This is a genomic window from Komarekiella delphini-convector SJRDD-AB1 (genome assembly GCF_014831675.1).
GTDB lineage: Bacteria > Cyanobacteriota > Cyanobacteriia > Cyanobacteriales > Nostocaceae > Komarekiella.
In genome coordinates, this window is sequence record NZ_VJXY01000008.1 from 142,100 (window position 1) to 164,660 (window position 22,561).

At 40.9% G+C, this 22,561-nt stretch carries 16 protein-coding genes; 10 read left to right on the top strand and 6 right to left on the bottom strand.

Features of this window, described 5'->3' with window-relative positions; translation table 11 throughout:
• The first annotated feature begins 290 nt into the window (after positions 1–290).
• The 8 genes from FNW02_RS10015 to FNW02_RS10050 all read left to right on the top strand — a co-directional run bounded on the left by FNW02_RS10015 (position 291) and on the right by FNW02_RS10050 (position 12,263).
• Entirely contained in the window at positions 291–2,084 is a 1,794-nt protein-coding gene (locus FNW02_RS10015) for an alpha/beta hydrolase (RefSeq protein WP_191757395.1), read from the top strand.
• 512 nt (positions 2,085–2,596) lie between these two features.
• A complete protein-coding gene (locus tag FNW02_RS10020) occupies positions 2,597–4,912 on the top strand; it encodes an ATP-binding protein (RefSeq protein ID WP_191757396.1) in 2,316 nt (771 codons plus the stop codon).
• 52 nt (positions 4,913–4,964) lie between these two features.
• Positions 4,965–5,447: a response regulator gene (locus tag FNW02_RS10025; protein ID WP_191757397.1), complete on the top strand. Its 483-nt coding sequence runs from the start codon at positions 4,965–4,967 to the stop codon at positions 5,445–5,447.
• A gap of 299 nt (positions 5,448–5,746) precedes the next feature.
• On the top strand, positions 5,747–7,474 hold the full coding sequence (locus FNW02_RS10030) for a hybrid sensor histidine kinase/response regulator (RefSeq protein ID WP_191757398.1): 1,728 nt from the start codon (positions 5,747–5,749) through the stop codon (positions 7,472–7,474).
• 197 nt (positions 7,475–7,671) lie between these two features.
• Positions 7,672–8,364 (top strand): hypothetical protein, encoded by a 693-nt coding sequence (locus FNW02_RS10035; RefSeq protein ID WP_191757399.1) that lies wholly within the window; start codon positions 7,672–7,674, stop codon positions 8,362–8,364.
• A 389-nt stretch (positions 8,365–8,753) separates the two neighbouring features.
• Complete coding sequence (truB, locus tag FNW02_RS10040; RefSeq protein ID WP_191757400.1) at positions 8,754–9,629, top strand: tRNA pseudouridine(55) synthase TruB; 876 nt, start codon at positions 8,754–8,756, stop codon at positions 9,627–9,629.
• Between the two features lie 141 nt (positions 9,630–9,770).
• On the top strand, positions 9,771–11,438 hold the full coding sequence (locus tag FNW02_RS10045) for a sensor histidine kinase (RefSeq protein ID WP_191757401.1): 1,668 nt from the start codon (positions 9,771–9,773) through the stop codon (positions 11,436–11,438).
• Positions 11,439–11,558: 120 nt separating this feature from the next.
• Positions 11,559–12,263, top strand: coding sequence for a P-loop NTPase family protein (locus tag FNW02_RS10050; protein WP_191757402.1), 705 nt, complete (start codon positions 11,559–11,561; stop codon positions 12,261–12,263).
• 19 nt (positions 12,264–12,282) lie between these two features.
• On the opposite strand, the gene FNW02_RS10055 is transcribed toward FNW02_RS10050, so the two are convergent.
• Together FNW02_RS10055 and FNW02_RS10060 are read right to left on the bottom strand one after the other, a co-directional pair.
• On the bottom strand, positions 12,283–12,579 hold the full coding sequence (locus FNW02_RS10055) for a hypothetical protein (protein ID WP_191757451.1): 297 nt from the start codon (positions 12,577–12,579) through the stop codon (positions 12,283–12,285).
• A 62-nt stretch (positions 12,580–12,641) separates the two neighbouring features.
• Positions 12,642–14,690, bottom strand: a complete 2,049-nt coding sequence (locus FNW02_RS10060; protein ID WP_191757403.1) for a TonB-dependent receptor domain-containing protein — start codon at positions 14,688–14,690, stop codon at positions 12,642–12,644.
• Between the two features lie 358 nt (positions 14,691–15,048).
• Here FNW02_RS10060 and FNW02_RS10065 point away from each other — a divergent pair, with 358 nt between their 5' ends.
• The gene (locus FNW02_RS10065; RefSeq protein WP_191757404.1) at positions 15,049–15,294 is read left to right on the top strand and encodes a hypothetical protein; all 246 of its coding nucleotides are present in this window, start codon (positions 15,049–15,051) and stop codon (positions 15,292–15,294) included.
• A 121-nt stretch (positions 15,295–15,415) separates the two neighbouring features.
• Here the strand turns inward: FNW02_RS10065 and FNW02_RS10070 are convergent, their stop codons facing one another.
• From FNW02_RS10070 to FNW02_RS10085, 4 genes are all read right to left on the bottom strand, one after another.
• Complete coding sequence (locus FNW02_RS10070) at positions 15,416–16,336, bottom strand: tetratricopeptide repeat protein (RefSeq protein ID WP_191757405.1); 921 nt, start codon at positions 16,334–16,336, stop codon at positions 15,416–15,418.
• Between the two features lie 308 nt (positions 16,337–16,644).
• The gene (gene petJ / locus FNW02_RS10075) at positions 16,645–16,980 is read right to left on the bottom strand and encodes a cytochrome c6 PetJ (RefSeq protein WP_191757406.1); all 336 of its coding nucleotides are present in this window, start codon (positions 16,978–16,980) and stop codon (positions 16,645–16,647) included.
• A gap of 162 nt (positions 16,981–17,142) precedes the next feature.
• The gene (locus FNW02_RS10080; protein WP_191757452.1) at positions 17,143–17,637 is read right to left on the bottom strand and encodes a GNAT family N-acetyltransferase; all 495 of its coding nucleotides are present in this window, start codon (positions 17,635–17,637) and stop codon (positions 17,143–17,145) included.
• A 252-nt stretch (positions 17,638–17,889) separates the two neighbouring features.
• A complete protein-coding gene (locus FNW02_RS10085; protein ID WP_191757407.1) occupies positions 17,890–19,023 on the bottom strand; it encodes an RpoD/SigA family RNA polymerase sigma factor in 1,134 nt (377 codons plus the stop codon).
• Positions 19,024–19,872: 849 nt separating this feature from the next.
• Here FNW02_RS10085 and priA point away from each other — a divergent pair.
• Complete coding sequence (gene priA / locus FNW02_RS10090) at positions 19,873–22,539, top strand: primosomal protein N' (RefSeq protein WP_191757408.1); 2,667 nt, start codon at positions 19,873–19,875, stop codon at positions 22,537–22,539.
• Positions 22,540–22,561 lie beyond the last annotated feature (22 nt).

The window sequence follows — 22,561 nt, forward strand, 5'->3', positions numbered from 1 at the left end:
TGATTTTTTTTCATATTCAAAGCTACATTATAAATACTGAGGCAGGGTATTTTTTTATTTGTTATGATTTCATAGTGAAAGTAAGCTATTAAAGTCAATTTCTTACCAAATGCATACTTTGCCTATCTGTGTTCCCATGTTGCATTGAAGTTTTGACCTTGTAGCTAAGAGAAAAAAACCTCAAAATAAATCCTTAAGTCTGAGGCAAATAATATTAAGTAAACTAAGCAGGGTGTCAGAATAACTACCACCAACGCCTCGCGAAACAATATCACTGAAATAGTTGAGCGATGAATAGTTTGTTTGGTAATTGGGCCAGTATTCTGAGAAAAAATTCTCTGTTACTGGTTCTTTCAATGTTGCTGCCAACGTTTGGAAACAGTAATTCTGTGATGGCAGCAGAGCGGATTTATGGATATTATTCAGCTCTAGAGCTTTCCATTTCAGTCAATGCTTTAGAGAACTACGCGAAAACAGGTGTAATTGACGACGATTTGGCAGCTTATCAGCAGTATTTACCACTTCAAAAAAATCAGGAATTGCGGCGAATTTTACTCAGTCCTGTAAAAGTTAGTCCGGTAGTAGTTTCGCAATTTCTCTACACACCTCAAGGAGAATTTTTACTGCGTCGATTGACGCAAGTAATTAAAACCAAATCTCGTCAATCAAAACCCAGTTTTTATGCTTTACGAGCAGCGCTAATTTTAGCTTCAGCCGAATCAGGAGGCTTAACGCTTTTGAATGTGTTGCGTAAATATCCCACCAGCAGTATTCACCTGGATTTAGTCCAAAGCCTAGAAATAGCTGCGGAACTTGAGAAACTTGTTAATGAAACCAACCGAGCGATCGCAACTGTTTCTCAAAAGTCAAAGATAGAAGCTGCTACCATCCCCCAACCAAATTTATTGCAATTGCCAGATTTCCGAAATCAGGGACAGTTTAAGTCGCAAAAATATACACTAAAGTTTTTCGACTTGACACGCAATCGGCTTTTATTAACTGATGTTTACGTTCCCAATATCAAAAGTTCTACATCCGTAATTGTGATTTCTCACGGTTTGGGTTTAGATAGCAGCAACTTTCAATATTTAGCTACTCACCTAGCTTCCCACGGATTTGCTGTCGTCGTTCCCAATCATCCGGGTAGCGATGCTAAACAATTGCGTTCCTTACTGAATGGAAGCGCTAGTGAAGTAGCAGAAGCAAGTGAATTTAAAGACCGACCTTTAGATGTGAAATATATACTAGATAAACTAGAAAAGAGTAACCACTCTGATTTACGGTTTAAAGGTCGGTTAAATCTGCAACAAGTTGGCGTATTTGGTCAATCCCTTGGTGGTTACACAGCTTTAGCCTTAGCAGGCGCTAAGATAAACTTTGAGCAGTTAGAACAAGATTGTCAACCAGAAGCACTTCAAGACAGCTGGAATATGTCTTTGCTGCTCCAGTGTCGCGCTTTGGAATTGAGCATCACTAAGACCGGCAAGGAGTATAATCTGCGCGATGAGAGAGTTAAGGCTGCGATCGCAGTTAATCCAATTACTAGCTCTATTTTCGGCAAAGCTGGCTTAAGCCAAATTAAAACTCCAGTGATGATTGTTGGTAGTAGTGATGATACTGTAGCACCAGCTTTATACGAACAAATTTTACCTTTCTCCTGGTTTGCTAATTCACAAAAGTATCTTGTGATGCTTGTGGGTGGTACTCACTTTTCCACAATTGGCAATGGAAATCCTGCAAATCAGCAAGTAGCATTACCTGCAAAGATGATTGGTGATGCTTCCCAAGCGCGTCGTTACATGAATGTTTTGAGTGTACCTTTCTTCCAAACTTATGTCGCCGGAAAATCAAAATACATCCCCTACCTCAACGCCGCCTACACTCAAAGTATTTCTAGTAAGTCTCTTGGTTTAAGTCTTGTCCAGTCTCTCAGCCCAACCGAATTAGCACAAGTACTTAGTAGCGATCGCAACAAAATTTTACTTTTTCAAATTCAAACAAAAGCCTCTAACTCTATACTCAACTTTGGCTTTTGGATGTTGGATGTTGGTGTTGCATTGCTACGTGTAACGATTTTTATTTGACCAGATACAAACGTGATTATGGGATTTAAGTAATAGCACACATCACCCAATTTATTTCTTAAACTGCATAATCAAGTCTGTACAATTTATTTACATCCCCATCTCTTGCCAAAAAATTTATTTCTTGGCTAATGGCTAAAGTCCACGCTTGCGTGGACTAAAAGCTTTACTCAGTCTTCTTTAGAAGATTTTAATCAGAATTCATTCTGAGAGGGTGTTTGAAAAGTGTTTCGCTGTGACTTTAGGCACTTTTAGATCCCCCCTAACCCCCCTTAAAAAGGGGGGAACCGGAATCAAAGTCCCCCTTTTTAAGGGGGATTTAGAGGGATCTAGAACTTTTGATACCGACAAGAGGACTTTTCAAACATCCTCTGAGGCGGTTGTGGGAACAAGCACGATTGCTCTGGTATCCGATTCATACTGCTCGGTATATACTTTAAAGAAATGTGACATTTAATTGCGTTATTGTAAAAATCAGCTTCCCATCAGTTGCTATCAATTGATTTATAAGCATGAGCCAGTTTGAAGATATTACTGCCCAAGCGACTTCTTTAACTAACCACGATCGCAAACCTATTCATCTACCTGGCTCTATTCAACCTCATGGGGTACTACTGGCACTCAGTACCGAATTAGAGATACTGCAAGTTAGTAATAACACTCATGAATACTTGGGTAAACAGGTAAAAGATTTGCTCGGTCAACCCTTGAACTGCTTGTTTGATACTCAGCAAATTGAAGCAGTTAAGCAATGCTTGGTAAAAAAAATTGGCAGTGCTATTGCTTTTAAAGTATCAATTACAACTTTGAATAGTGAACGATACTTTGATGCTATTGCTCATCATACAGAAGAAGCTGTGATTCTGGAGTTAGAACCAACTGACTCGAAATCTGAGTTGAGTTTCTTGAGCTTCCATGCTTTAGCGAGTGAGGCGATCACCAAAATGCAAAGCACATCCAACCTGATAGAATTTTTGCATCTGGCAGCGCAAGAAGTTCAAAAAATCACAGGTTTTGATCGGGTGATGATTTATCAATTCGACTCGCAGGGAGCGGGTTCTGTGATTGCTGAAGTTAAACGAGAAGATTTATCACCTTATTTAGGACTTCACTATCCTGCAACAGATATTCCTTCACCAGCTAGGGAATTATACACGCGCTGCTTTCTGAGATTCATTCCCGATGTGACTACTCAAGCTATCAAGCTAGTTCCCGCTGAAAACCCTACAACACATCAGCATCTTGATTTAAGCTACTCTGTGCTACGAAGTTTTGATTTATGTTGTGCTGAATATCATCAAAATATGGGAGTGGCAGCTCTGATGGTGCTCTCACTCATTCAAGAGCAGCAACTTTGGGGATTAATTTCTTGCCATCATCAAACTCCAAAATACATTCCTTACGAAGTGCAGAAAATGTGCGAGTTGTTGGGACAGATTGTTTCTTCGGAGTTAACGCACAAAATTAGTCATTCGGAATGGGACTATAAAGTAAAGCTCAAGTCGCTACAGTCTGAGTTTCTAGAATCCATTTCCCAAGCAGACAATTTTATAGATGCCTTGATTAAACCTGAAATTCGGTTGCTGGATCTAGTCAGTGCTTCTGGAGCAGCAGTTTGTCTGGATAATGAAATCACACTTGTGGGGACAACACCGGATATTAACCAAGTTCATGCCCTAATTGAATGGGTAGATAACCAAGTTAGCGATAACCTGTTTGCTACCAATTCTTTGCCGAAGCTTTACCCAAAAGCAACTACATTTAAAAATACTGCTAGTGGATTGCTACTATTGCGAATTTCTAAAGTTCGCCGCTATTGTATCCTCTGGTTTCGCCCCGAAGTTATCCAAACGGTACACTGGGCAGGTAATCCAAACGCAGCCATGATTGAGGTAGATGGTAATATTACCCTTTCTCCACGAAAATCCTTTGAACAATGGCAAGAAACGGTACGATTAACTTCTCTACCTTGGATACCGTGCGAACTTGACAGTGCGATCGCTCTCAAAAATGCGATCGTTGGTATTGTACTCTCTAAAGCGGATGAGTTAGCCAAAATTAACCAAGAGTTGGAGCGCAGCAATCGAGAACTCGCTTCTTTTGCATACGCTGCTTCCCACGACCTTAAGGAACCTCTGCGGGGTATTTATAACTTCTCGACAGTACTGCTAGAAGACTACACCCAAGTACTGGATGATGACGGAATTGAATGTTTGCAGACAGTGGTAAATCTATCCGTGCGGATGGAAACTCTGATTAATGCGCTGCTGCGACTATCCCAGTTAGGACAAGCACAACTACGAAAGCAGTCTACTGACCTTAACGAATTACTCGACCAGGTAATTGATGTCTTTCGTGCTAGTCGCCAAGACTCTGAGCTTGTTGATGTTCGTATTCCTCGACCTTTACCAACAATTCAGTGTGACAAAGTTCTTGTTAATGAGGTCTTCAGTAACCTAATTGGCAATGCGTTTAAATACAACGATAAGCCAGAGCAATGGGTTGAGATTGGCTACCTGGATGAAGGAACAGGGGAGCAGAGGGGCAGAGGAGCAGAGGGGCAGGGGGGCAGGGGAGATGAAGTTAAAATAAGACCCTATACCCAATTCCCCGTCTTTTATGTACGTGATAACGGTATTGGCATTCCAGAGCATCATTTAGAAACCATTTTCCGACTCTTCAAACGGCTTCATTCTCAGGAAAAATATGGGGGAGGAGCAGGTGCAGGGCTAGCTATTGTTAAGAAGATTGTCGAACTTCATGACGGTCAGATTTGGGTTGAGTCTACCGTGGGCGTTGGTTCGGCCTTCTATTTTACGCTGGAATAGTTTAAGATATTCACCAAATATGTATTTTTGTTAAGTTCTTTTAAGACCGCGAATGACAAAAAAACTTCATGAACCGCTGCTCGTTGTTGAGGACAGCAATGAAGATTTTCGAATGCTGCAACGACTGATGCGGCGGATGGCTGTCCAGAACCCCATACATCGCTGTACTAATGGGGATGAGGTTTTAGAGTTTCTCTATCGAGACTATCAAGAGGAGAGCGATGTTTACGGCAAGGGTGAAGTCTTATGCCAACCTAAAGCTGTACTGCGACCTTCTGTGATCTTGCTCGACCTGAATTTACCAGGGATTGATGGTCGTGATATCCTAGAGCGGCTAAAGCAAGATAGGAGTTTTAAAGAAATTCCCATCGTTGTTTTTACCACATCGTCTAACCCCAAGGATATTGAATTGTGCTACCAAAAGGGCGCAAATGGGTATCTGGTAAAGCCGATGGATGCCCAGGAACTAAAAAAGACGATTCAAGCATTTGTAGATTATTGGCTTGAAGCTAATACTCCGCCAGTCTTGGATTAATTTGCTTACTTTCTGTGGATGAGGCAGTAGGGACACAAGGAAAATAAAAGAGATAAGTGGGAAGACAGGGAGATATTTTTCTCTCCAAATTGCTGCGTCTATTTGTCTTTGGTAGATTTAGTTCTTTTTGTTCCTACTGCCTAAATTTGACGTGTTTGTTGAGTAACGCCAGTTTATTTCTTTAGGATAACTAAAGAATTTAGATTTTATTTACACTTATTTTATATTATTTTTAGAATTATGCAATAAACACAATCTGGGTTAAAGGATTTATATTGCCCCCTGATCCTCATACTTTTATGTTGGACACACGGACGCTACTGATCATCGATGATTGTGCAGCGGATCGAAAAATCTATCGTCGATATCTTTCAAAAGATCCGCACCATTCCTACCAGATTTTGGAGGCAGACTGTGCAGAAGACGGACTTGCCTTATGCCAGGAAACTCGCTGTGATATCATTCTGCTCGATTTTTGCCTACCTGATATGAGTGGGTTAGAACTCTTCGATAAGCTCAAGCAGGAGATATTTGAGAATTCTATAGCCGTGATTATGTTGACAGGGCGTGGTGATGAAGAACTAGCTGTGCAAGCAATGAAACGGGGTGCTTTAGATTATTTGGTCAAGCAACAGCTAAAACAGGATGTACTGCAATTAGCAGTCCGCAATGCGATCAAGCAATCGTGCTTGCAAGCCCAACTAAGCAAAACTCAGGAACGACAGCGCCTAATTGCCACGACTGCTCTACGAATTCGCCAGTCTCTTAACTTGGAGCAAATTTTAAATACGGCTGTAGTTGAGGTACAGCAACTTCTGAAGTGCGATCGCGTGATGGTGTATAAATTTAACCCAGATGCAGGCGGTAAGATAGTTGCTTCCTCTGTTAAATCATGGCGTACTTTAGCACTGAGCGATGGCAATGGGGTTGAGGATTGGGGACAAGTAGAGAAGTCCGAGCGCCGACGTCCGGCGAATGGAACTTCCCTACGGGACGCTACGCGAACCGAAGACTGGGGAAAAGTTTTCCCAATCTCTAATCCTCAGTTACCAATTCCTTATGTCTACGAGATAGGTTTAAGTAATTGCCGTACCCTAAGAGAAGAATTTAATACTAAAGCGAATTTGGTAGTTCCCATTAATTTGAGCAATAACGGGAACCCAATCCCCAAGCTTTGGGGCTTGTTAATTGCCCACCACAATTTAGGAGAGCCGCAGTGGCAAACAGATGATGCGGAGATGCTTTATGAAGTGTCGGTGCAATTAGCGATCGCTATCCAACAGGCTGAATTACTTGCTCAAACTCAAGCGGCTCTTGCCAAAGAAAAGCAACTCAATGCATTTAGAACCCAAATCGTGGCGACAGTTTCCCACGAGTGTCGAACGCCGTTAACTTCAATACTGGCTGCTGCATCAACTTTAGTAAAACATGGCGAGCGGCTTGATGAGTCTAAACAACAGCGATTCCAGCAAATTATTGAGCAGAAAGCAAGGTATATGTCCAAACTCGTGGATAACATGCTTTTAGTTAATCAATTTGAGATGGACAAGACAAAGTTTAAGCCCATGCCGCTCGATTTACTACAATTTTTCTCTGAACTCATAGAACAAGAGCGAGAAACAGTAGGTGAGCGTCACAAAGTGATTTTTCAAATTACTGGGAATAACAAAGGCTTCTGGGGCGATCGCGGACTTTTACAGCAAATCTTTGTTAACTTAATGTCCAATGCAATTAAGTACTCCCCGGCTGGGAGTAGTGTAGAATTCCACCTGATTGGCAAAGAATCAGAGGTGATATTTTACATCAAAGATCAGGGAATTGGGATACCGATCGCAGATCAAGAAAACTTGTTTCAATCCTTCAGCCGTGCAAGTAACGTTGATACAATTCCTGGGACAGGTTTAGGGTTAGCGATCGCTAAAGCTTGTGTAGAGTTACATGGTGGTGAAATTGCTTTGTTTAGCCAAGTCGGGCAAGGCACTAAAGTTACAGTAAACTTACCGAAGCGATTTATGACTGGTTCTTAGGTGTTGCAAAATCTCACAATGATGATTTATGGAGTTAGGCATTTTGTCCGTAGTTCCTAAACTTTTATTGCAACGTCAAAACCCGACAACGCATTTAATTGATTAAAAGTTTTTATTATTTGTTATTATTAATAAATTCATCTATCTTAAGATATAAAAATCATTCAGTTTTTACTACCCATAGCAATAGATTTTAAATGACTTTTTTTAATGACTCTGAGCCACTCCTGCGGGAAAAACAGCATGAGCTTGATTTTCAGGATCTTCAAGGGCTAGTACGTCTTAACTACCAAATAGGAAATCTTAGCCTTTTTTCAGGATTTTATACCCGCATTGATCAAGCATTTATTCTTTGGGGTTTGATTTCATCTGGCATTTTCGTGACAGCTCAATTTCTCCCCATCAGCTGGAGTTCGCAAGCAATTTTATGGTCAGTACTAACTCTAATTGGTACAGTCGGCATGGTTTGCTTGACGTGGTTTTGGGTAAGTGTGGAGCAGCTGCGCTGGATTGTATATGGCTGGGTGATTTTGATGTTAACGGGTTTGATTCTGACTGATTTGAGCATTTTTCTTGGCTGGGGGGAGGTTTTGATGAACCTGTGTCCGCTGTGGCTGGGATTAAGTGCCATTGGCTATGTCTGTACAGGATTGGGAATGCGATCGCGCACATTTTTTCTTATAGGGTTGGTTCATCTGCTGGGTACATTGGTTTTACCCTATTGTGGTGTTATGCAGTTTCTTGCAACCGGGCTAATAATGAGCATTAGTTTACTCTTACTAGCAGAATGGCAGTGGGATATGCGACCTGCAATTGATTCCGACCAATTAACATTGCAACAGAAGCAGTTTAACCAAGCACAGCACCAAAAACGTCAAAAGAATTCATAATTGGCAGATGTCTGAACAGTGCTCAGCTTTAAACCCTACGGTGTACACACAAGTCTTCTAGAGTTGCCCCACGGACTTTTGATCCCCCCAACCCCCCTTCAAAAGGGGGGCACAAACTTCTTAAAGTCCCCCTTTTGAAGGGGGATTTAGGGGGATCTATAACGATTTTGGTTTTGTACAGAGATGTGTGTACACGGTAGCTTCAAAAGGGGGGCAAAAACTTCTTAAAGTCCCCCTTCAAAAGGGGGATTTAGGGGGATCTATAACGATTTTGGTTTTGTACAGAGATGTGTGTACACGGTAGGCTTTAAACCAGGGCGGCTGAGCTAAGTACTTTTTGTCAAGCAATATGAGAATATAGCTGAATCTGCAAACTATAGAAATTTACAGTGCAAGGTTTTCTCAACTTAAACAAACCATTTGACTGGACTTCCCACGACTGTGTAGCGCGGGTGCGGAAACTGCTACGCCTCAAACGTGTGGGACACGCAGGAACATTAGATCCAGCAGCTACCGGGGTATTACCGATCGCACTTGGTAAAGCCACAAGATTATTACAGTATTTATCAGAAAATAAAGCTTACAAAGCCACTATTAGGTTGGGAGTGCGTACCACAACCGATGATTTACAAGGCGAAATCATCACTTCTCAACCTTGTACTGGATTGAGCTTCGCAGACATAAAAACTGCACTTTCACAATTTGAAGGTAAGATTGAGCAAATTCCACCAAGTTACAGTGCAATTCAGGTAGATGGGAAACGTCTCTATGATTTGGCACGCAGAGGTGAAACTATAGAAGTTCCAGCGCGGATAGTTGAAGTTTTTCAGATAGAAATTTTGGATTGGCGAGAAGGAGATTTTCCCGAATTGGATGTAGAGATTGCTTGTGGTGCTGGTACATATATTAGAGCGATCGCTCGTGATTTAGGCGCAGTTTTAACAACAGGTGGAACCCTCGCCGCTTTGACACGTAACCAAAGCAGTGGCTTCAATTTAGCAGATAGTCTTAGCTTGACTGACTTAGAAGCACAACTACAAGCTGGAACATTTCAACCTACTGTTGCTGATGCAGCGTTGCAACATTTGCCATTTGTGAATTTATCAGCAATATCTGCCCAAAAATGGTGTCAGGGGCAGCAAATCCCCATAACTCATCAGCTTTCCGGGATAGTGCGAGTTTACGAAGAAACTCGCTTTTTGGGTATTGGGCAATTACAAGGCGAAACATTGATTCCCCAAATGGTGTTTGAACCAATTTCGTAACCACAGCTTTAGAGAATTAATCAAAAGTAATTAGAAATCTAGAAAATCCAGTGTTTTCAACCTTTGATTTGCAAGAATAGCCTGACTACCCTTAACTCAAGACTATGTATTTTTGCAGAGCAAGGCAGTGTTGTACGTAAGATGAAGGCAAAATTAAACCTCAATGAAATCAACATAAACTACTGGTTAAGATGCTTTCTTCCTAAACTGGCATTAGGGCCATCTCAAGTTGTCGCTGCAACAGTACTTTTGACTCTATTATTATTTGTTCCTCAAGCTTGGATTGCTTGGCAAGCTTCGCGAAAATTCAACAGCATCATCAAGAATGAATTGCGGCTCCAAAACCTGAGTGATAAAATTACCTATTTTGACGAAGTATTAACTATGTCAGCACGGATGAATGCTGCTACAGGTGATTCCGGTTGGGAGCAACGGTATCGTCTTTTTGAACCCCAGTTAGATGCAGCCATCAAGGAATCTATTAAACTAGCTCCTCAGGCTTATACAAGTGAAGATGCGAAAAATACTGATGCTGCCAATCAGCGCTTGGTGACAATGGAGTATCAATCCTTTGATTTAGTCAGAAGTGGTGAAAAGGAAGCAGCACAAGCACTGTTGTCTAGTCGCGAGTATGAAACAGAGAAACAAAAATATGCTGCGGGTGTTACCAGCAGAAATCGCTCTATCTCGCTACAACTTCAACACAAGGTTGCTGATTATCATAAACAGCTTTTGTGGTCAACTTTCGCCTCTGTTGTAAGTTTAGTCATGCTAATCCCCGCATGGCTTTCGGTGCTGCACTTGCTACAAAGCTACTTGAGAGCAAGAAAAATTGCTCAAGCTGCCTTAGAAAAAACCAATCAGGAATTGGAAACCATAGTTGAGAAGCGAACACAGGAATTAAGCAAGAAAAATATGCAGTTGCAACAAACTCTGCAAGAACTGCAAAAAACTCAGGTACAACTGATTCAAACAGAAAAAATGTCCTCATTAGGTCAAATGATAGCTGGTATTGCCCATGAAATGAACAACCCAGTTAGCTTTGTGTATGGAAACCTTGTTCATACTCAAAAATATACCTATGACTTACTAAAACTGGTAGAACTTTATCAGCAGAACTATCCGAATCCCCCTCAATCAATCCAAGCTGAAATCGAAGCTACGGATTTGGATTTCTTGAGTCAAGATTTCGCTCAACTGCTCAAATCTATGAGCATAGGAATGCAGAGGATTCAGGAAATCGTGCAGTCTCTTCGCACCTTTTCTCGCTTAGATGAGGCAGAAGTCAAGAAAGTTGATATCCATCAAGGCATTGATAGTACATTGATGATTTTGCAGCACCGCTTGAGAGCAACACATGAGCATCCAGAAATATCTGTAATTAAAGAATATGGTTTGCTGCCACCAGTGGAGTGTTACCCTGGGCAACTCAATCAAGTTTTTATGAATATTCTTAGCAATGCGATCGATGCTTTAGGCGATCGCTACTTGCAGCCCACACCTGATACAATCAACAGCAACCCCAGCTTTATCCGCATTTATACTGTGGTTATTGCTGAGTCATGGGTAGAAATTCACATTATCGACAATGGTTCTGGTATTCCTGATAAGATTCTTTCCAAGCTATTTGACCCTTTTTTTACCACTAAACCTGTAGGTAAAGGTAAAGGACTTGGACTATCGATTAGTTACCAGATTGTAGTAAACAAACATGCTGGGAGGCTATATTGTAACTCGACACTTGGACAAGGCACAGAGTTTGTGATTGAGATTCCAATAGCTCAACTACAAGCTGCACACAAAATATAGACAATCACGATCAAAATCATCTCAGGAAGTTATCAAAGCTACTAAGTGTCAAACTCCAAAAACTTCCAAGCTCAATGCAGATATTTTAGATAACTTCAATCAGTATTAAGGGTAGTTGTTATGCCGACGATTCATTTGGTGGATGGTGAGAAGGGTGGTGTAGGGAAGTCTCTGCTAACCAGGACAATGATTCAGTATTGTCTGGATAAGAGAATACCGTTTGTACCTGTAGAAACTGATAGGTCTAATCCTGATGTAGCTGGTGTCTATAAGGAAATATGTCAGTATGCCGTATTTACTGAAGATGAACGGCTGGCTGATAAAGCAGATAGAATCTTTGAAATAGCGATGTCTAAGCCAGTGATTGTGAATTTAGCAGCTCAATCACATAGAGCAGTAAAAGGCTGGATTGAGAGAAATCACTTAATTGAATTGGGGAATTCTGAGGGAGTGAGGTTTTGCAAGTGGTTTGTGTCTACAGGAGGATATGACAGCCTGAATCTGTTTATACAGTCAGTGAATACCTACGGCGACAATATCCCTCATGTTTTGGTCAGAAATTTAGGGCTGTGCGACGATTGGGAGCATGTTGACTCTGATACTACCATTCAAAATTTAGTGAGTAAATATAAAATTCAGGTTGTAGATTTCCCGAAGCTGTCATACAAAGAAAGAAATATAATTGACCAAAATCGCCTGACCTTTGCTCAAGCACGCGAGTATAAAGAATTTGGGGTTCTTGGTAAACAGCGAGTTGTGAATTATCTCAAACTTGCTTATGTTACTTTTGAGACAGTAGGTATTTGGTATGAAGAGGTTAAATAATAAAACACTGGAGTTAATTTTATTCCCAAGTTGAAATATCTCGTAGCACATCAGGAATTTCTCCTTGAGATAGAGGAAACTCCAGCAATGTTTCTTTGTAACCCAAATATCCAGATTCAGCAAACGATAAAAGCATTCGCGAAAGAGCTAGCCAAATCTCCGATTCATATTCCCAATCCCGATAACGCGAAGCACGACCAGCAATTGAGCGTAGCGCCCAGAAATAAGAATTCCTGACCACAGAACCACCTTTCTTAAATTCTGGCAAATCTTCGTGGTGGAGAAAAAGCACTTGATTTTCAATTCTGGCTCTCATATTAGCCATTTTAATCGATTCGGGCATAGATATATTAGAGACGTTGCACTGCAACGTCTCTACTACAAAGTCGCGTTTAAACCCAAACGAAAAGTAAATCCAGGACTATAGATGCGATTCACTCGCTCGTATTGTTCACCTAGTAAATTTTCTAAGTAAACTGTTAGTCCCAAAGTATTAGTTATAGGGATACGACCGCTGAAATCTAAATTTAGGAAGGATGGCGCAAAATCTGTACTCCTGTCACCAGGATTCGTAAAGAAGGCTCTGCGAGCACCACTGTTGTAAGTAACATATAAGTTAGCTTGCCATCCTGCATTTTGATAACCAATACCAGTTTGGAGTACAGAGTAAGGAATCAAACCTAACTGTAAACCTTTCTCCAATCCTGATTTTATTTGAGCATCTGTATAAGTGTAGTTGAGGAAAGTTGACCAGTTAGAAGCAATTTTAAATTGCAATGCTGCCTCTAAACCATTAGTATCTACTAGTCCAATATTCTCCCATCTTCCTGCTATAACTCCCAGGCGATCGCCTATACTACTACCAAAGTAAGTGAACTGTCCGATCAAACTATCAGAAAAATTGACATCTATTCCCGCAGTCCAAGAAGAACCATTTTCCGGTTCTAAGTCAGGGTTTGGTTCCCAACCATGAACTGTATCATAAACATATAACTGATCTAAGCCGGGATTTCGCTGTCCCCCAGCCCAACTTCCACGCACAGCAACTTTTGGAGTTACCGCATAACGTAACCCAACACTAGGATTAAAATAATTGCCAAACTGACCATCAAAGCTTTGTCTTAGTCCTAAATCCACCAAAAAATTCTCGCTAATATTCCAAGTATTGACAGCAAATAAAGCTGTATTCAACAAACTCCTATTTTCAGTTTCGTTATTAACAATTCGACTAGGATTCGTACTCAAAACATCGCCATTTAAGTCAGTATTTTTTAAATCTAATCCCCAGCGCAATTTATTATTTTGGGTAAGTTTCCACTCATGATCTACTCTAGCTGTGAGTTGTTGTGTATCTAAAACCCCTGTGCGATAAAATGCCCCTGTAGGGCCATAGGTGCTAAAATAATCTTGGTTATAACCAATTGAAGTTGTCAGATTAGAGTTGTCTCCATTACCTAGTCGCGTTTTCCAAGATAAGCCAACATTCAAGCCATCGTGGTCTAATCTATCTCTTTGTAAAGGAAATCCAAAATAAATTAAGCCGCGACGACTGCTAAGTTTAGTAATATCTAAATTCAAAGAGTTTTTCTGATCTAAATCTAGAGCAATGCTACCAAAGTAAGTACTTGTGGCTGTGTCTGCATTCGATAAAAACCCCTGAGCATCACGATTTGCTGCACCCACAGGAACGCGGTAACGGTTATCTGAAAAGAATCTTTCAAAACTAAAGTTATATTTGACAGCACCAGATGAACCACTATAACTAACTTGTTGATTATTTAAACTCAATGAGCCGAATTCTAAACTACCAGTTAATTGAGGTTGTTCATAGCCTTCCTTAGTAATGATATTAACAACTCCTCCAAAGGCTGATGAACCATATAAAGCGGAAGCTGTACCGCTATATAATTCAACTCGTTCAATAGCCTCTACGGGAATACTATTTAAGTCAGTTCCACCATGATAAGTGTTGACATTATTGTTAATTGGTCTACCATTAATCAGAAATACAGACTGATTAATTGAGGCTCCCCGGTAGTATGTACCTGTGTGAATATCTGCACCAGGGCCGACATCATTGATGGCGAAACCAGGCATTCTTTTCAAAATATCAGCTAAGCTTGTAGCACCCTGTTTTTGAATCTCTTCTTTCTCAATTATGTAAGTTGGAGTAGACTCAGGTAGATTGTCTTTTTCGCCAATCGCTTCTATAGAAATGTCTGCATCATCGCTGGGGATTGACTCTGCTTCTGGTTGTTCGACTGGCTGATTTTCTGGAGTGACTTGTTGTTGAGTTAGTAACTCTGCATTAGTGGCGGGTCGCTCAGTTTCACTCAAACTAGGAATATCTAAAGTCTCAGCAGCGAAAGTAGGTAATGTTATCAGTATCGCTAAAGTAACTTGTAGCGAAAAAAAATACTTATTCACGTTATTATCTCACACCCGGTCAAAACAGTCACCAGGTAGTATTTTTGCTGTAATAGTAACACTGTGTCAAAAGACATGCTGTCATATTTCCACTGGCTCAGATTCCTGACTTCTTTGAGAAGTCGGGAATCTTGTTGTTGAGATATAACTCATTTATTTATGTCCAAAAAAAATAGATGTTTATATGATAACTTCACATAAACATCTGTTTGATTATGACTGATAATGTAGAATTTAAGAGTCAAATTCGCTCTTTACTGAATAAAGCGACTCGCATAATTTTGGGAGTCCACTTATTGGCAATCGTGCCCCACTAAAGTTGTACAACTTTTCATAACCTGACCCAAAAATTAAGACAATGGCTAAAATAGTAATTTCCGACTTGCATCCTATTGATGCAAAGAACTTTTTGCATGACCTAACGTCAGTTAAAATGGATACTGTATTAGGTAGTAGTCTTGATAGTTCTACAACTCTACTATTATCTACAATATTTGATGGTGTAATTAAGCTAGCATCTTATGATGGTTTGCCTAATACATCTGGCAATAAGCTTTTTGAAGTTGACTTTTCAAATTTAGCCGTCAATTTCATAGTTGTCTAATTATTTGGCAATTATTAATCCATAATAGAAAAGCAAAAAAGATTAAATCCAGGATAAAAATAGGTTCTAATAATTATTAGAACCTATTACTTATTACTAGCGGCACAGATAACACAAAATGTTAAAAAAGAGCAATTTCAGTTGCCAATTGTATTTCTTGCCGTAGACTCTTCAGTAAATCTAAAGTTTTTTGGTAGGCGACCCTCTTTCCTTGGTGCTGAAAATACTCAGATGCCTTTTTTAAGTCAGCGATCGCTCCTTGATGATATCCTAAGCGATAGCGAGCAATTCCCCGATTGACGTAGGCTAGAGCATTACTGGGGTTAAGTCTAATGACTTCAGAAAAATTATCTACTGCGCCAAAGTCATCTCCATTTCTACCGCAAGCACAACCCCGGTTAAAGTAAGCTCTATCATCGTTAGCATTGAGACGAATTGCCAGATTAAAGTCGAGCATAGCTGCTTGTTGGTTTTGCAACACCAAGTGCGCTAAACCTCGGTCATTGTAGATATCCGCAAGCAACAAACTGGTTATTTGGGGAATTTGAGTTAATGCTTGATTGTAATCAACAATCGCCTCTGAGTAATTTCCCTCTCCAGCTAAGGCTACCCCTCGGTTATAGTAGGCTCGGAAATCATCAGGTTTAAGTGCGATCGCTCGATTATAATTGGCAATAGCCGCTGGATAATCACTTTGTCTGTAGTGTGCCAGTCCCCGATTTAGATAAGCTTCAAAGTTATTGGGTGCAAAATTTATTGCTTGAGTACAATCTGCGATCGCCTGATGGTAATCTTGTAATTGAAGGTAAGCAAGACAGCGATTGCTATAAGCTACAGTAAAATCTTTTTGAAGTTCAATCGCCTGGTTGAAATTCTTTACTGCTTCTAGGTAATCACCGCGCCGCATTTTATCTACACCCAACTCAAATAAATTGCCTGCTGTAATTTGAGTGATGACCAGAGGTAATGAATGCGCGGTTGGAGTCGAAATTAGAAACAAAGCAATAATCACACTGAAAAATAATCGCCGTAAATCAGTCATAAGCATTATATTTCAATACAATTCAGTACAGATTTCATGTGTGTAGAGACGTCGCATTGTAGAGACGTTGCAGTGCAACGTCTCTACAGAGGTTATCGGCGTGCAAATTATCTTATCTGAACCGTATTGCATCATATTTGACAATTTCGGCAGCAATAAAATTCGCGGGACAAAAAGCCCCGCAAATCGTTAATTTTTGAAGTGAATTGTTGGTTTAAGCCACACTCCTCTTATCATTGGTTAATTGGTTTTCACAAATAACAAATGACCTCTTAACGAAAAAATATGTAACTTAAACGCGCATTAGTTTACTTCCAATCCTTGTCTGCTTTTTCAAGCACATAGGCAGCTACATCTTCAATCTGATTAGGTTTTAAGCGACCTTGGAAAGCAGGCATAGCATTTTTACCTTTTGTGACTTGGGCAATAATCGCTTCAGCTGAGTACATATCATACTTCTCCAAAGCGTCCTTCTTCAGAGTTTTCTGAGCTTGAACTAGATTCTTGCCACCCGCATGGCAAGAAGCACAATTGGCACTAAAAAGTTTGGCTCCATTAACGCTGTCTGCTGCCAAAGCTGGGCTACTGAAGGCAAAGGTGAAGATTGTTATGCCTAACAGTATTATTGAAAGAATTTTTTTCATTCTGTGTTCTCTCTGCAATAACGGCTTATTCGGTGTAATACCCTCCATAATTCTTATTTGAGCAGTTCTCTTCGTCAAAAGACAAGCTGTCAAACTTAGTTTTAATGATTAATAAATCATCAAGAATAAAGAATAAAATTTTGCTGTTTTTCATTTCAGCCTTTATCCTTTAATTGCTAACTCAGTAAGCGCCTGTTCTGTTACACGACAAATTCGCCAATCATCTAAAATAGATGCTCCCATGCTTCGATAGAATGCTTGGGCCGATTCGTTCCAATCCAACACACTCCACTCTAACCGCCCACAATCCCGCTCCACAGCTATCTGGGCTACTTTTATCAAGAGAGCTTTCCCAATACCTTGTCTTCGATATTCTGGTAAGACAAATAAATCTTCCAAATAAATTCCTGGCTTTGTCAGAAATGTTGAATAATTGTGAAAAAATAAGGCAAAACCAGCAGCTTGACCCGCATATTCTGCTAGGATTGCCTCTACATACTTTGGCGTACTAAAAAGATGCTCCTTAAGTATTAGAGCATTTCCAGTGACAGCATGAGATAATTTTTCGTACTCTGCAAGCCCTTGAATTAATTCAAATAGTACATTGCAATCAGCGGGTTCAGCAAAACGCAAAATTAAATCGCTATCTGATGTCATTAGTCCATAATCCATAGTCTCTAGTCCATAGTTTATAGTCAACTGTGCAAAGTTTTTTGACTAATATCTAATGACTAAAAAAAGTATCAAGGAGGTCTAAAACACCAAGTTTTTACGGCTTGCTACAGGTCAGGATGAAGAAATATACAGATATAAGCCCCTAAATTCATTTGTAGAGCTAATTAGGTCAGGCGTTAAATCTCTCTCTATCTCAAACTAAAGGATTTAACATATAAAGTGTAAAGTGACAATTTAAATCAACCAACCTTTTAAACGTTTGGCTATGTGGGGACGCCGTAATTTTCGCATGGCTTTACTTTGAATTTGTCGCACTCGCTCACGGGAAAGATTGAACATATTTCCAACCTCTTCTAGAGTACAGGGTTCACTAGTTGTTAAGCCGTAGCGTAGAGAAATCACATCTTTCTCTCGTGGAGTTAGCACATCACCCAATACTTCCCAAATCTCCTGACGCATCATGTTTTCATTCATTTTTGCTTCTGGAGACAGGTTGTCTTCGTCTTCTAGCAAATCCATCAATTCCGTGTCTTCTTCTTTACCGACGCGATGATTGAGAGAAAGTGCTTGACGCCGTAGTTGTTGTAGTTGGCGTAGTTGTTGGACACTAATTTCCAAAGCTTCGGCCATCTCAGCTTCGGAAGGATTGCGACAGAGTTTTTGCTTGAGTTCCCGTTGCGCTTTTTTCAGCTTGTTTAGCTTTTCAACAATATGAATAGGCAAACGAATAGTCCGCGCATCGTTAGCTATAGCACGTGTAATTGCCTGTCTAATCCACCAATAGGCATACGTAGAAAACTTGTAGCCTTTATCTGGGTCGAACTTCTCTGTAGCGCGATTTAAACCCATTGCTCCTTCCTGAATTAAATCCAGAAAAGGCACTCCTCGATTGAGATATCGCTTGGCAATAGAAACTACCAATCTTAGGTTAGAGCGAATCATCTTGCGTTTCGCAACCCGACCTTGATACAAGCGACTTTCTAGTTGTTTTTCTGTCATATCTAGCTGGGAAGCTACTTGTTCTTTGCTAGGTTGTTGTCCTAGTTCTAAATGCAACGAAGCTTGTATTTCCCTAACTTCTTCTAAAAACCTAACTCGCCGTGCTAATTCAACCTCTTCATCAGGTTTTAGCAACGGATAACGCGCCATTTCTTTAAAAAACGCGCCTACAGCATCATCATGCTCGGTTTTATTGTATCCCGAAGGGCGAGCCGCTGCCATCTCGTCCCCATCGCGTTCTTCTGATTCGACATTCTCTACAATTGGAGGATCTTCATCTGCCACTAGATCTAAACTATCGAGCGATTGTTCTTCATTATCAGCAGCATTCTCCAGAATTTCCATTTTTCCCAATTCAGCAATGTTCATAGTTTTCTTGAGGATTTTTGCTTTTTTTGGTGCATAATTTAGTGACAGATGCTCGCTTGAGACTTGGTAAGTTTCTTAATGGACAAATGCACCCTTTCATATAGCAAAATACAAGCTTTTGCTAATTTTTCTTTAGGAATAAAAATCAGTATTTATTTATCTGTTAGAGGTTACGAATAAATCGAACCTTTAACGAACACTGAATTTTTCACCTAACAAAACTTTTTTCTCAGGCTACGAATGACATACATAAACATACATATATATTCCTCATTCTTTTCTTAATTACCAAATATGTCAAACTCCCTCAAACTTTCTCAACCTTAACAAATATCAAAATTTTAGGTAATAATTCCAATGTGTTAAATTTTCCTATGTTTTTCTAAAATTTTTTACTATTTAGGCGATTTGAGGTCGTTGAATAACTTAACCACTTGGTACTGGAGTTGTATATCTCTAGATGAGAGTTACCCAAATGAAACAAATTACAAATGTAGCAGCTTAATTTCCGGATCATCTTGTTTGTATAAGAGCATCTCATATACAACAAGGGTTGAATATCTATCGATAGGCGGAAAAGGGCTATTCCCTATTTAGTAGATAGAGAACTGTTCTGGAAATAGCCGAGGTGATTTTATTTGTTAGTAGGTACAAAATATTTATTGCACGTATAGTTGAGATGAATTTGTCTAGTAGATTACATAAGAAGAAACTTATCAAGTATCATGAGTGATAAAAGTATTGCGAAATACAGTTTATGTCTGTGAAAGCAAAAACTTAAAGTTGAGTGAGCCAGGTTAATATTGACCAGCTAGATAAGGGAAATATCTGTCTATAAAGTCAGAAACTATGTATATTAATGACGTAAATTTATCTCCTTTGGTGGTAGCTGAGCCTGGGGAATCCTATCAGTCACAGACAAATTTAAACAGGTGGATTGAAGTACTAGTAGACTGTCCGGGAAGCACAGGACTATTTACTTACCGATCGCCAGCCCAGTTAGAAATAAAACCAGGTGATATTTTGAGTGTGCCATTTGGGGCACAACAAGTAGGAGCGATCGCTATTCGTTTCCTAGCACAACCAAATATCGATCTCCCACTAGAAAAAATCCGAGAAGTAGAAGATATAGTCAGCGTTGGGTTTTTCCCAAGTGCTTATTGGGAATTACTCAATCGAGTCGCCGCATATTACTATACACCCCTGATTCAAGTGATCCGGGTTGCTTTGCCACCAGGCTTATTAGGGCGATCGCAGCGTCGCATCCGCCTTGTTAGAGGAGAGGGAGAGCAGAAAAACAATTCAAAATTCCAAAATACTCTTACTCCCCCGCTCGTTTCTTCCTTGGTAACTCCAACTGCGCGGCAAATTTTGGAACTTCTGCAAGCGCAACCAGCAGGAGACTACAGTTTTGCTTACATACAACAGAAAATCAAATCTGCCTACCGAGGAATTCGGGAGTTGGTGCGATTTGGTTTAGTACAAAGCTACTTAGAACCCCCACGACTAACTCGACCAAAGCTGCAAAAAGCAATTATATTGATAGACGCAACAGATAGTGACTTAACTACTCGCCAAAGAGAGATTGTAGAAGTGTTACGGCGACGTGGTGGTGAGTTGTGGCAAAGTGAATTATTGCAAATTTGCAACGCTAGTTCTTCTATCCTCAAGACGTTGGTACAAAAGGGTTACATCGTCATTGAAGAACGGGAAGTATTGCGAACAGAACAAGGGCCAGCATTAGCAGGCGATCGCGCTAAATCTTTAACTGCTGCCCAAGCTAATGCTTTAGCGATAATACAATCAATAGATGGATTTGCGGAAGTTTTGTTGCATGGAGTCACAGGCTCAGGAAAAACAGAAGTTTATTTGCAAGCGATCGCACCTTTACTCAACCAAGGCAAATCCGCCCTCGTCTTAGTTCCAGAAATTGGACTCACACCTCAGCTAACTGATCGGTTCCGCGCCCGATTTGGCATGGCAGTCGCCTCAACGGGGGGAACCCGCGCACGGCGCAGCCTCTACAAAGTTAGCGTTTATCACAGCGCCCTCTCAGATGGTGAACGTTACGACACTTGGCGACAAATGCTCACAGGAGAACCCCAAGTTGTGATTGGGACTCGCAGCGCCGTTTTCGCCCCTTTGCCCAACTTAGGTTTAATTATTTTAGATGAAGAACACGACAGTAGCTTTAAGCAAGATTCCCCCATCCCTACCTACCACGCCCGCACCGTCGCCCAGTGGCGAGCCGAGTTAGAAAATTGTCCCTTGGTATTGGGTTCCGCCACCCCTTCTTTGGAAAGTTGGGTAAGCGTGAGGAGGCAGGAGGAGCAGGGGGGCAGAGGTCTACGGCAGGAACCCCCAACGCGGGACGGGGGGGCAGAGGGGCAGGGGAGCAGAGGAGCAGGGGAGCAGGGGAAGCAAAATTCTCTTTATTACCTGTCATTACCTGAGAGAATATACTCCCGTCCTCTACCGCCGATAGAAATAGTAGATATGCGGCTAGAGTTGCAGCAGGGAAATCGTTCTATATTTAGTAGGGCGCTGCAAGAAGCTTTAGAGCAGCTACAAGAGAGACAGCAACAAGGAATTTTATTTATTCATCGCCGGGGACACAGTACCTTTGTATCTTGCCGCAGTTGTGGGTATGTGCTGGAATGTCCGCACTGTGATGTTTCACTGTCGTATCACCACACTGAAGAGGGAGCGCCGCAATTGTTGCGGTGTCATTACTGTAACTATACGCGATCGCATCCCAAATTCTGCCCCGATTGTAGTTCTCCATACCTGAAGTTCTTTGGTAGCGGTACTCAACGAGTAGCCCAGGAATTAGCGCGACAGTTCCCGCAGTTGCGTTTGATTCGTTTTGATAGCGATACCACCCGCAACAAAGGCGCACACCGTACCCTACTCACCCAGTTTGCCAACGGTGAAGCAGATTTATTAGTAGGTACGCAAATGCTCACCAAAGGTTTAGATCTGCCGCAAGTGACACTTGTGGGCGTTGTCGCCGCTGATGGATTGTTGCATTTATCAGACTATCGTGCCAGCGAACGGGCATTTCAAACCCTGACTCAGGTAGCTGGACGGGCTGGTAGAGGTGAAGATCCCGGGAGAGTAATTGTGCAAACTTATACGCCAGAGCATCAAGTAATTGAGGCGGTGCGATCGCACGATTATCAGTCTTTCTCTCAAGTTGAATTAGAACAACGCCAAGCGTTAAATTATCCGCCCTATGGAAGGTTAATTTTATTGCGCTTGAGCAGTCTTGATCCCATTCAAGTGCAGAATGCAGCCCAAATCATCGCTACTGCCTTGAGTGCAGAAGATGGATTCGAGATATTAGGCCCAGCACCAGCGAGTATTTTACGGGTAGCAAATCGTTATCGTTGGCAAATATTGATTAAATTTGCCCCCGATGCATTGCCACAATTGCCAGATTGGGAAGAAGTGCGAGATCTCTGTCCTCCGTCTGTTAGCTTGACAATAGATGTAGACCCATTAAATATCATGTAAGAAACTTCGCAAAAAAAATATC

What these genes read in the sequence shown, in the direction of transcription:
- FNW02_RS10085 (WP_191757407.1), bottom strand. Translation starts at nt 19,023, where the DNA reads ATGAACATTGCTGAATTGGGAAAAATGGAAATTCTGGAGAATGCTGCT.
- FNW02_RS10015 (WP_191757395.1), top strand. Translation starts at nt 291, where the DNA reads ATGAATAGTTTGTTTGGTAATTGGGCCAGTATTCTGAGAAAAAATTCT.
- FNW02_RS10070 (WP_191757405.1), bottom strand. Translation starts at nt 16,336, where the DNA reads ATGACTGATTTACGGCGATTATTTTTCAGTGTGATTATTGCTTTGTTT.
- priA (WP_191757408.1), top strand. Translation starts at nt 19,873, where the DNA reads ATGTATATTAATGACGTAAATTTATCTCCTTTGGTGGTAGCTGAGCCT.
- FNW02_RS10020 (WP_191757396.1), top strand. Translation starts at nt 2,597, where the DNA reads ATGAGCCAGTTTGAAGATATTACTGCCCAAGCGACTTCTTTAACTAAC.
- FNW02_RS10035 (WP_191757399.1), top strand. Translation starts at nt 7,672, where the DNA reads ATGACTTTTTTTAATGACTCTGAGCCACTCCTGCGGGAAAAACAGCAT.
- FNW02_RS10080 (WP_191757452.1), bottom strand. Translation starts at nt 17,637, where the DNA reads ATGACATCAGATAGCGATTTAATTTTGCGTTTTGCTGAACCCGCTGAT.
- FNW02_RS10030 (WP_191757398.1), top strand. Translation starts at nt 5,747, where the DNA reads ATGTTGGACACACGGACGCTACTGATCATCGATGATTGTGCAGCGGAT.
- FNW02_RS10050 (WP_191757402.1), top strand. Translation starts at nt 11,559, where the DNA reads ATGCCGACGATTCATTTGGTGGATGGTGAGAAGGGTGGTGTAGGGAAG.
- petJ (WP_191757406.1), bottom strand. Translation starts at nt 16,980, where the DNA reads ATGAAAAAAATTCTTTCAATAATACTGTTAGGCATAACAATCTTCACC.
- FNW02_RS10025 (WP_191757397.1), top strand. Translation starts at nt 4,965, where the DNA reads ATGACAAAAAAACTTCATGAACCGCTGCTCGTTGTTGAGGACAGCAAT.
- FNW02_RS10065 (WP_191757404.1), top strand. Translation starts at nt 15,049, where the DNA reads ATGGCTAAAATAGTAATTTCCGACTTGCATCCTATTGATGCAAAGAAC.
- FNW02_RS10045 (WP_191757401.1), top strand. Translation starts at nt 9,771, where the DNA reads ATGAAGGCAAAATTAAACCTCAATGAAATCAACATAAACTACTGGTTA.
- FNW02_RS10055 (WP_191757451.1), bottom strand. Translation starts at nt 12,579, where the DNA reads ATGAGAGCCAGAATTGAAAATCAAGTGCTTTTTCTCCACCACGAAGAT.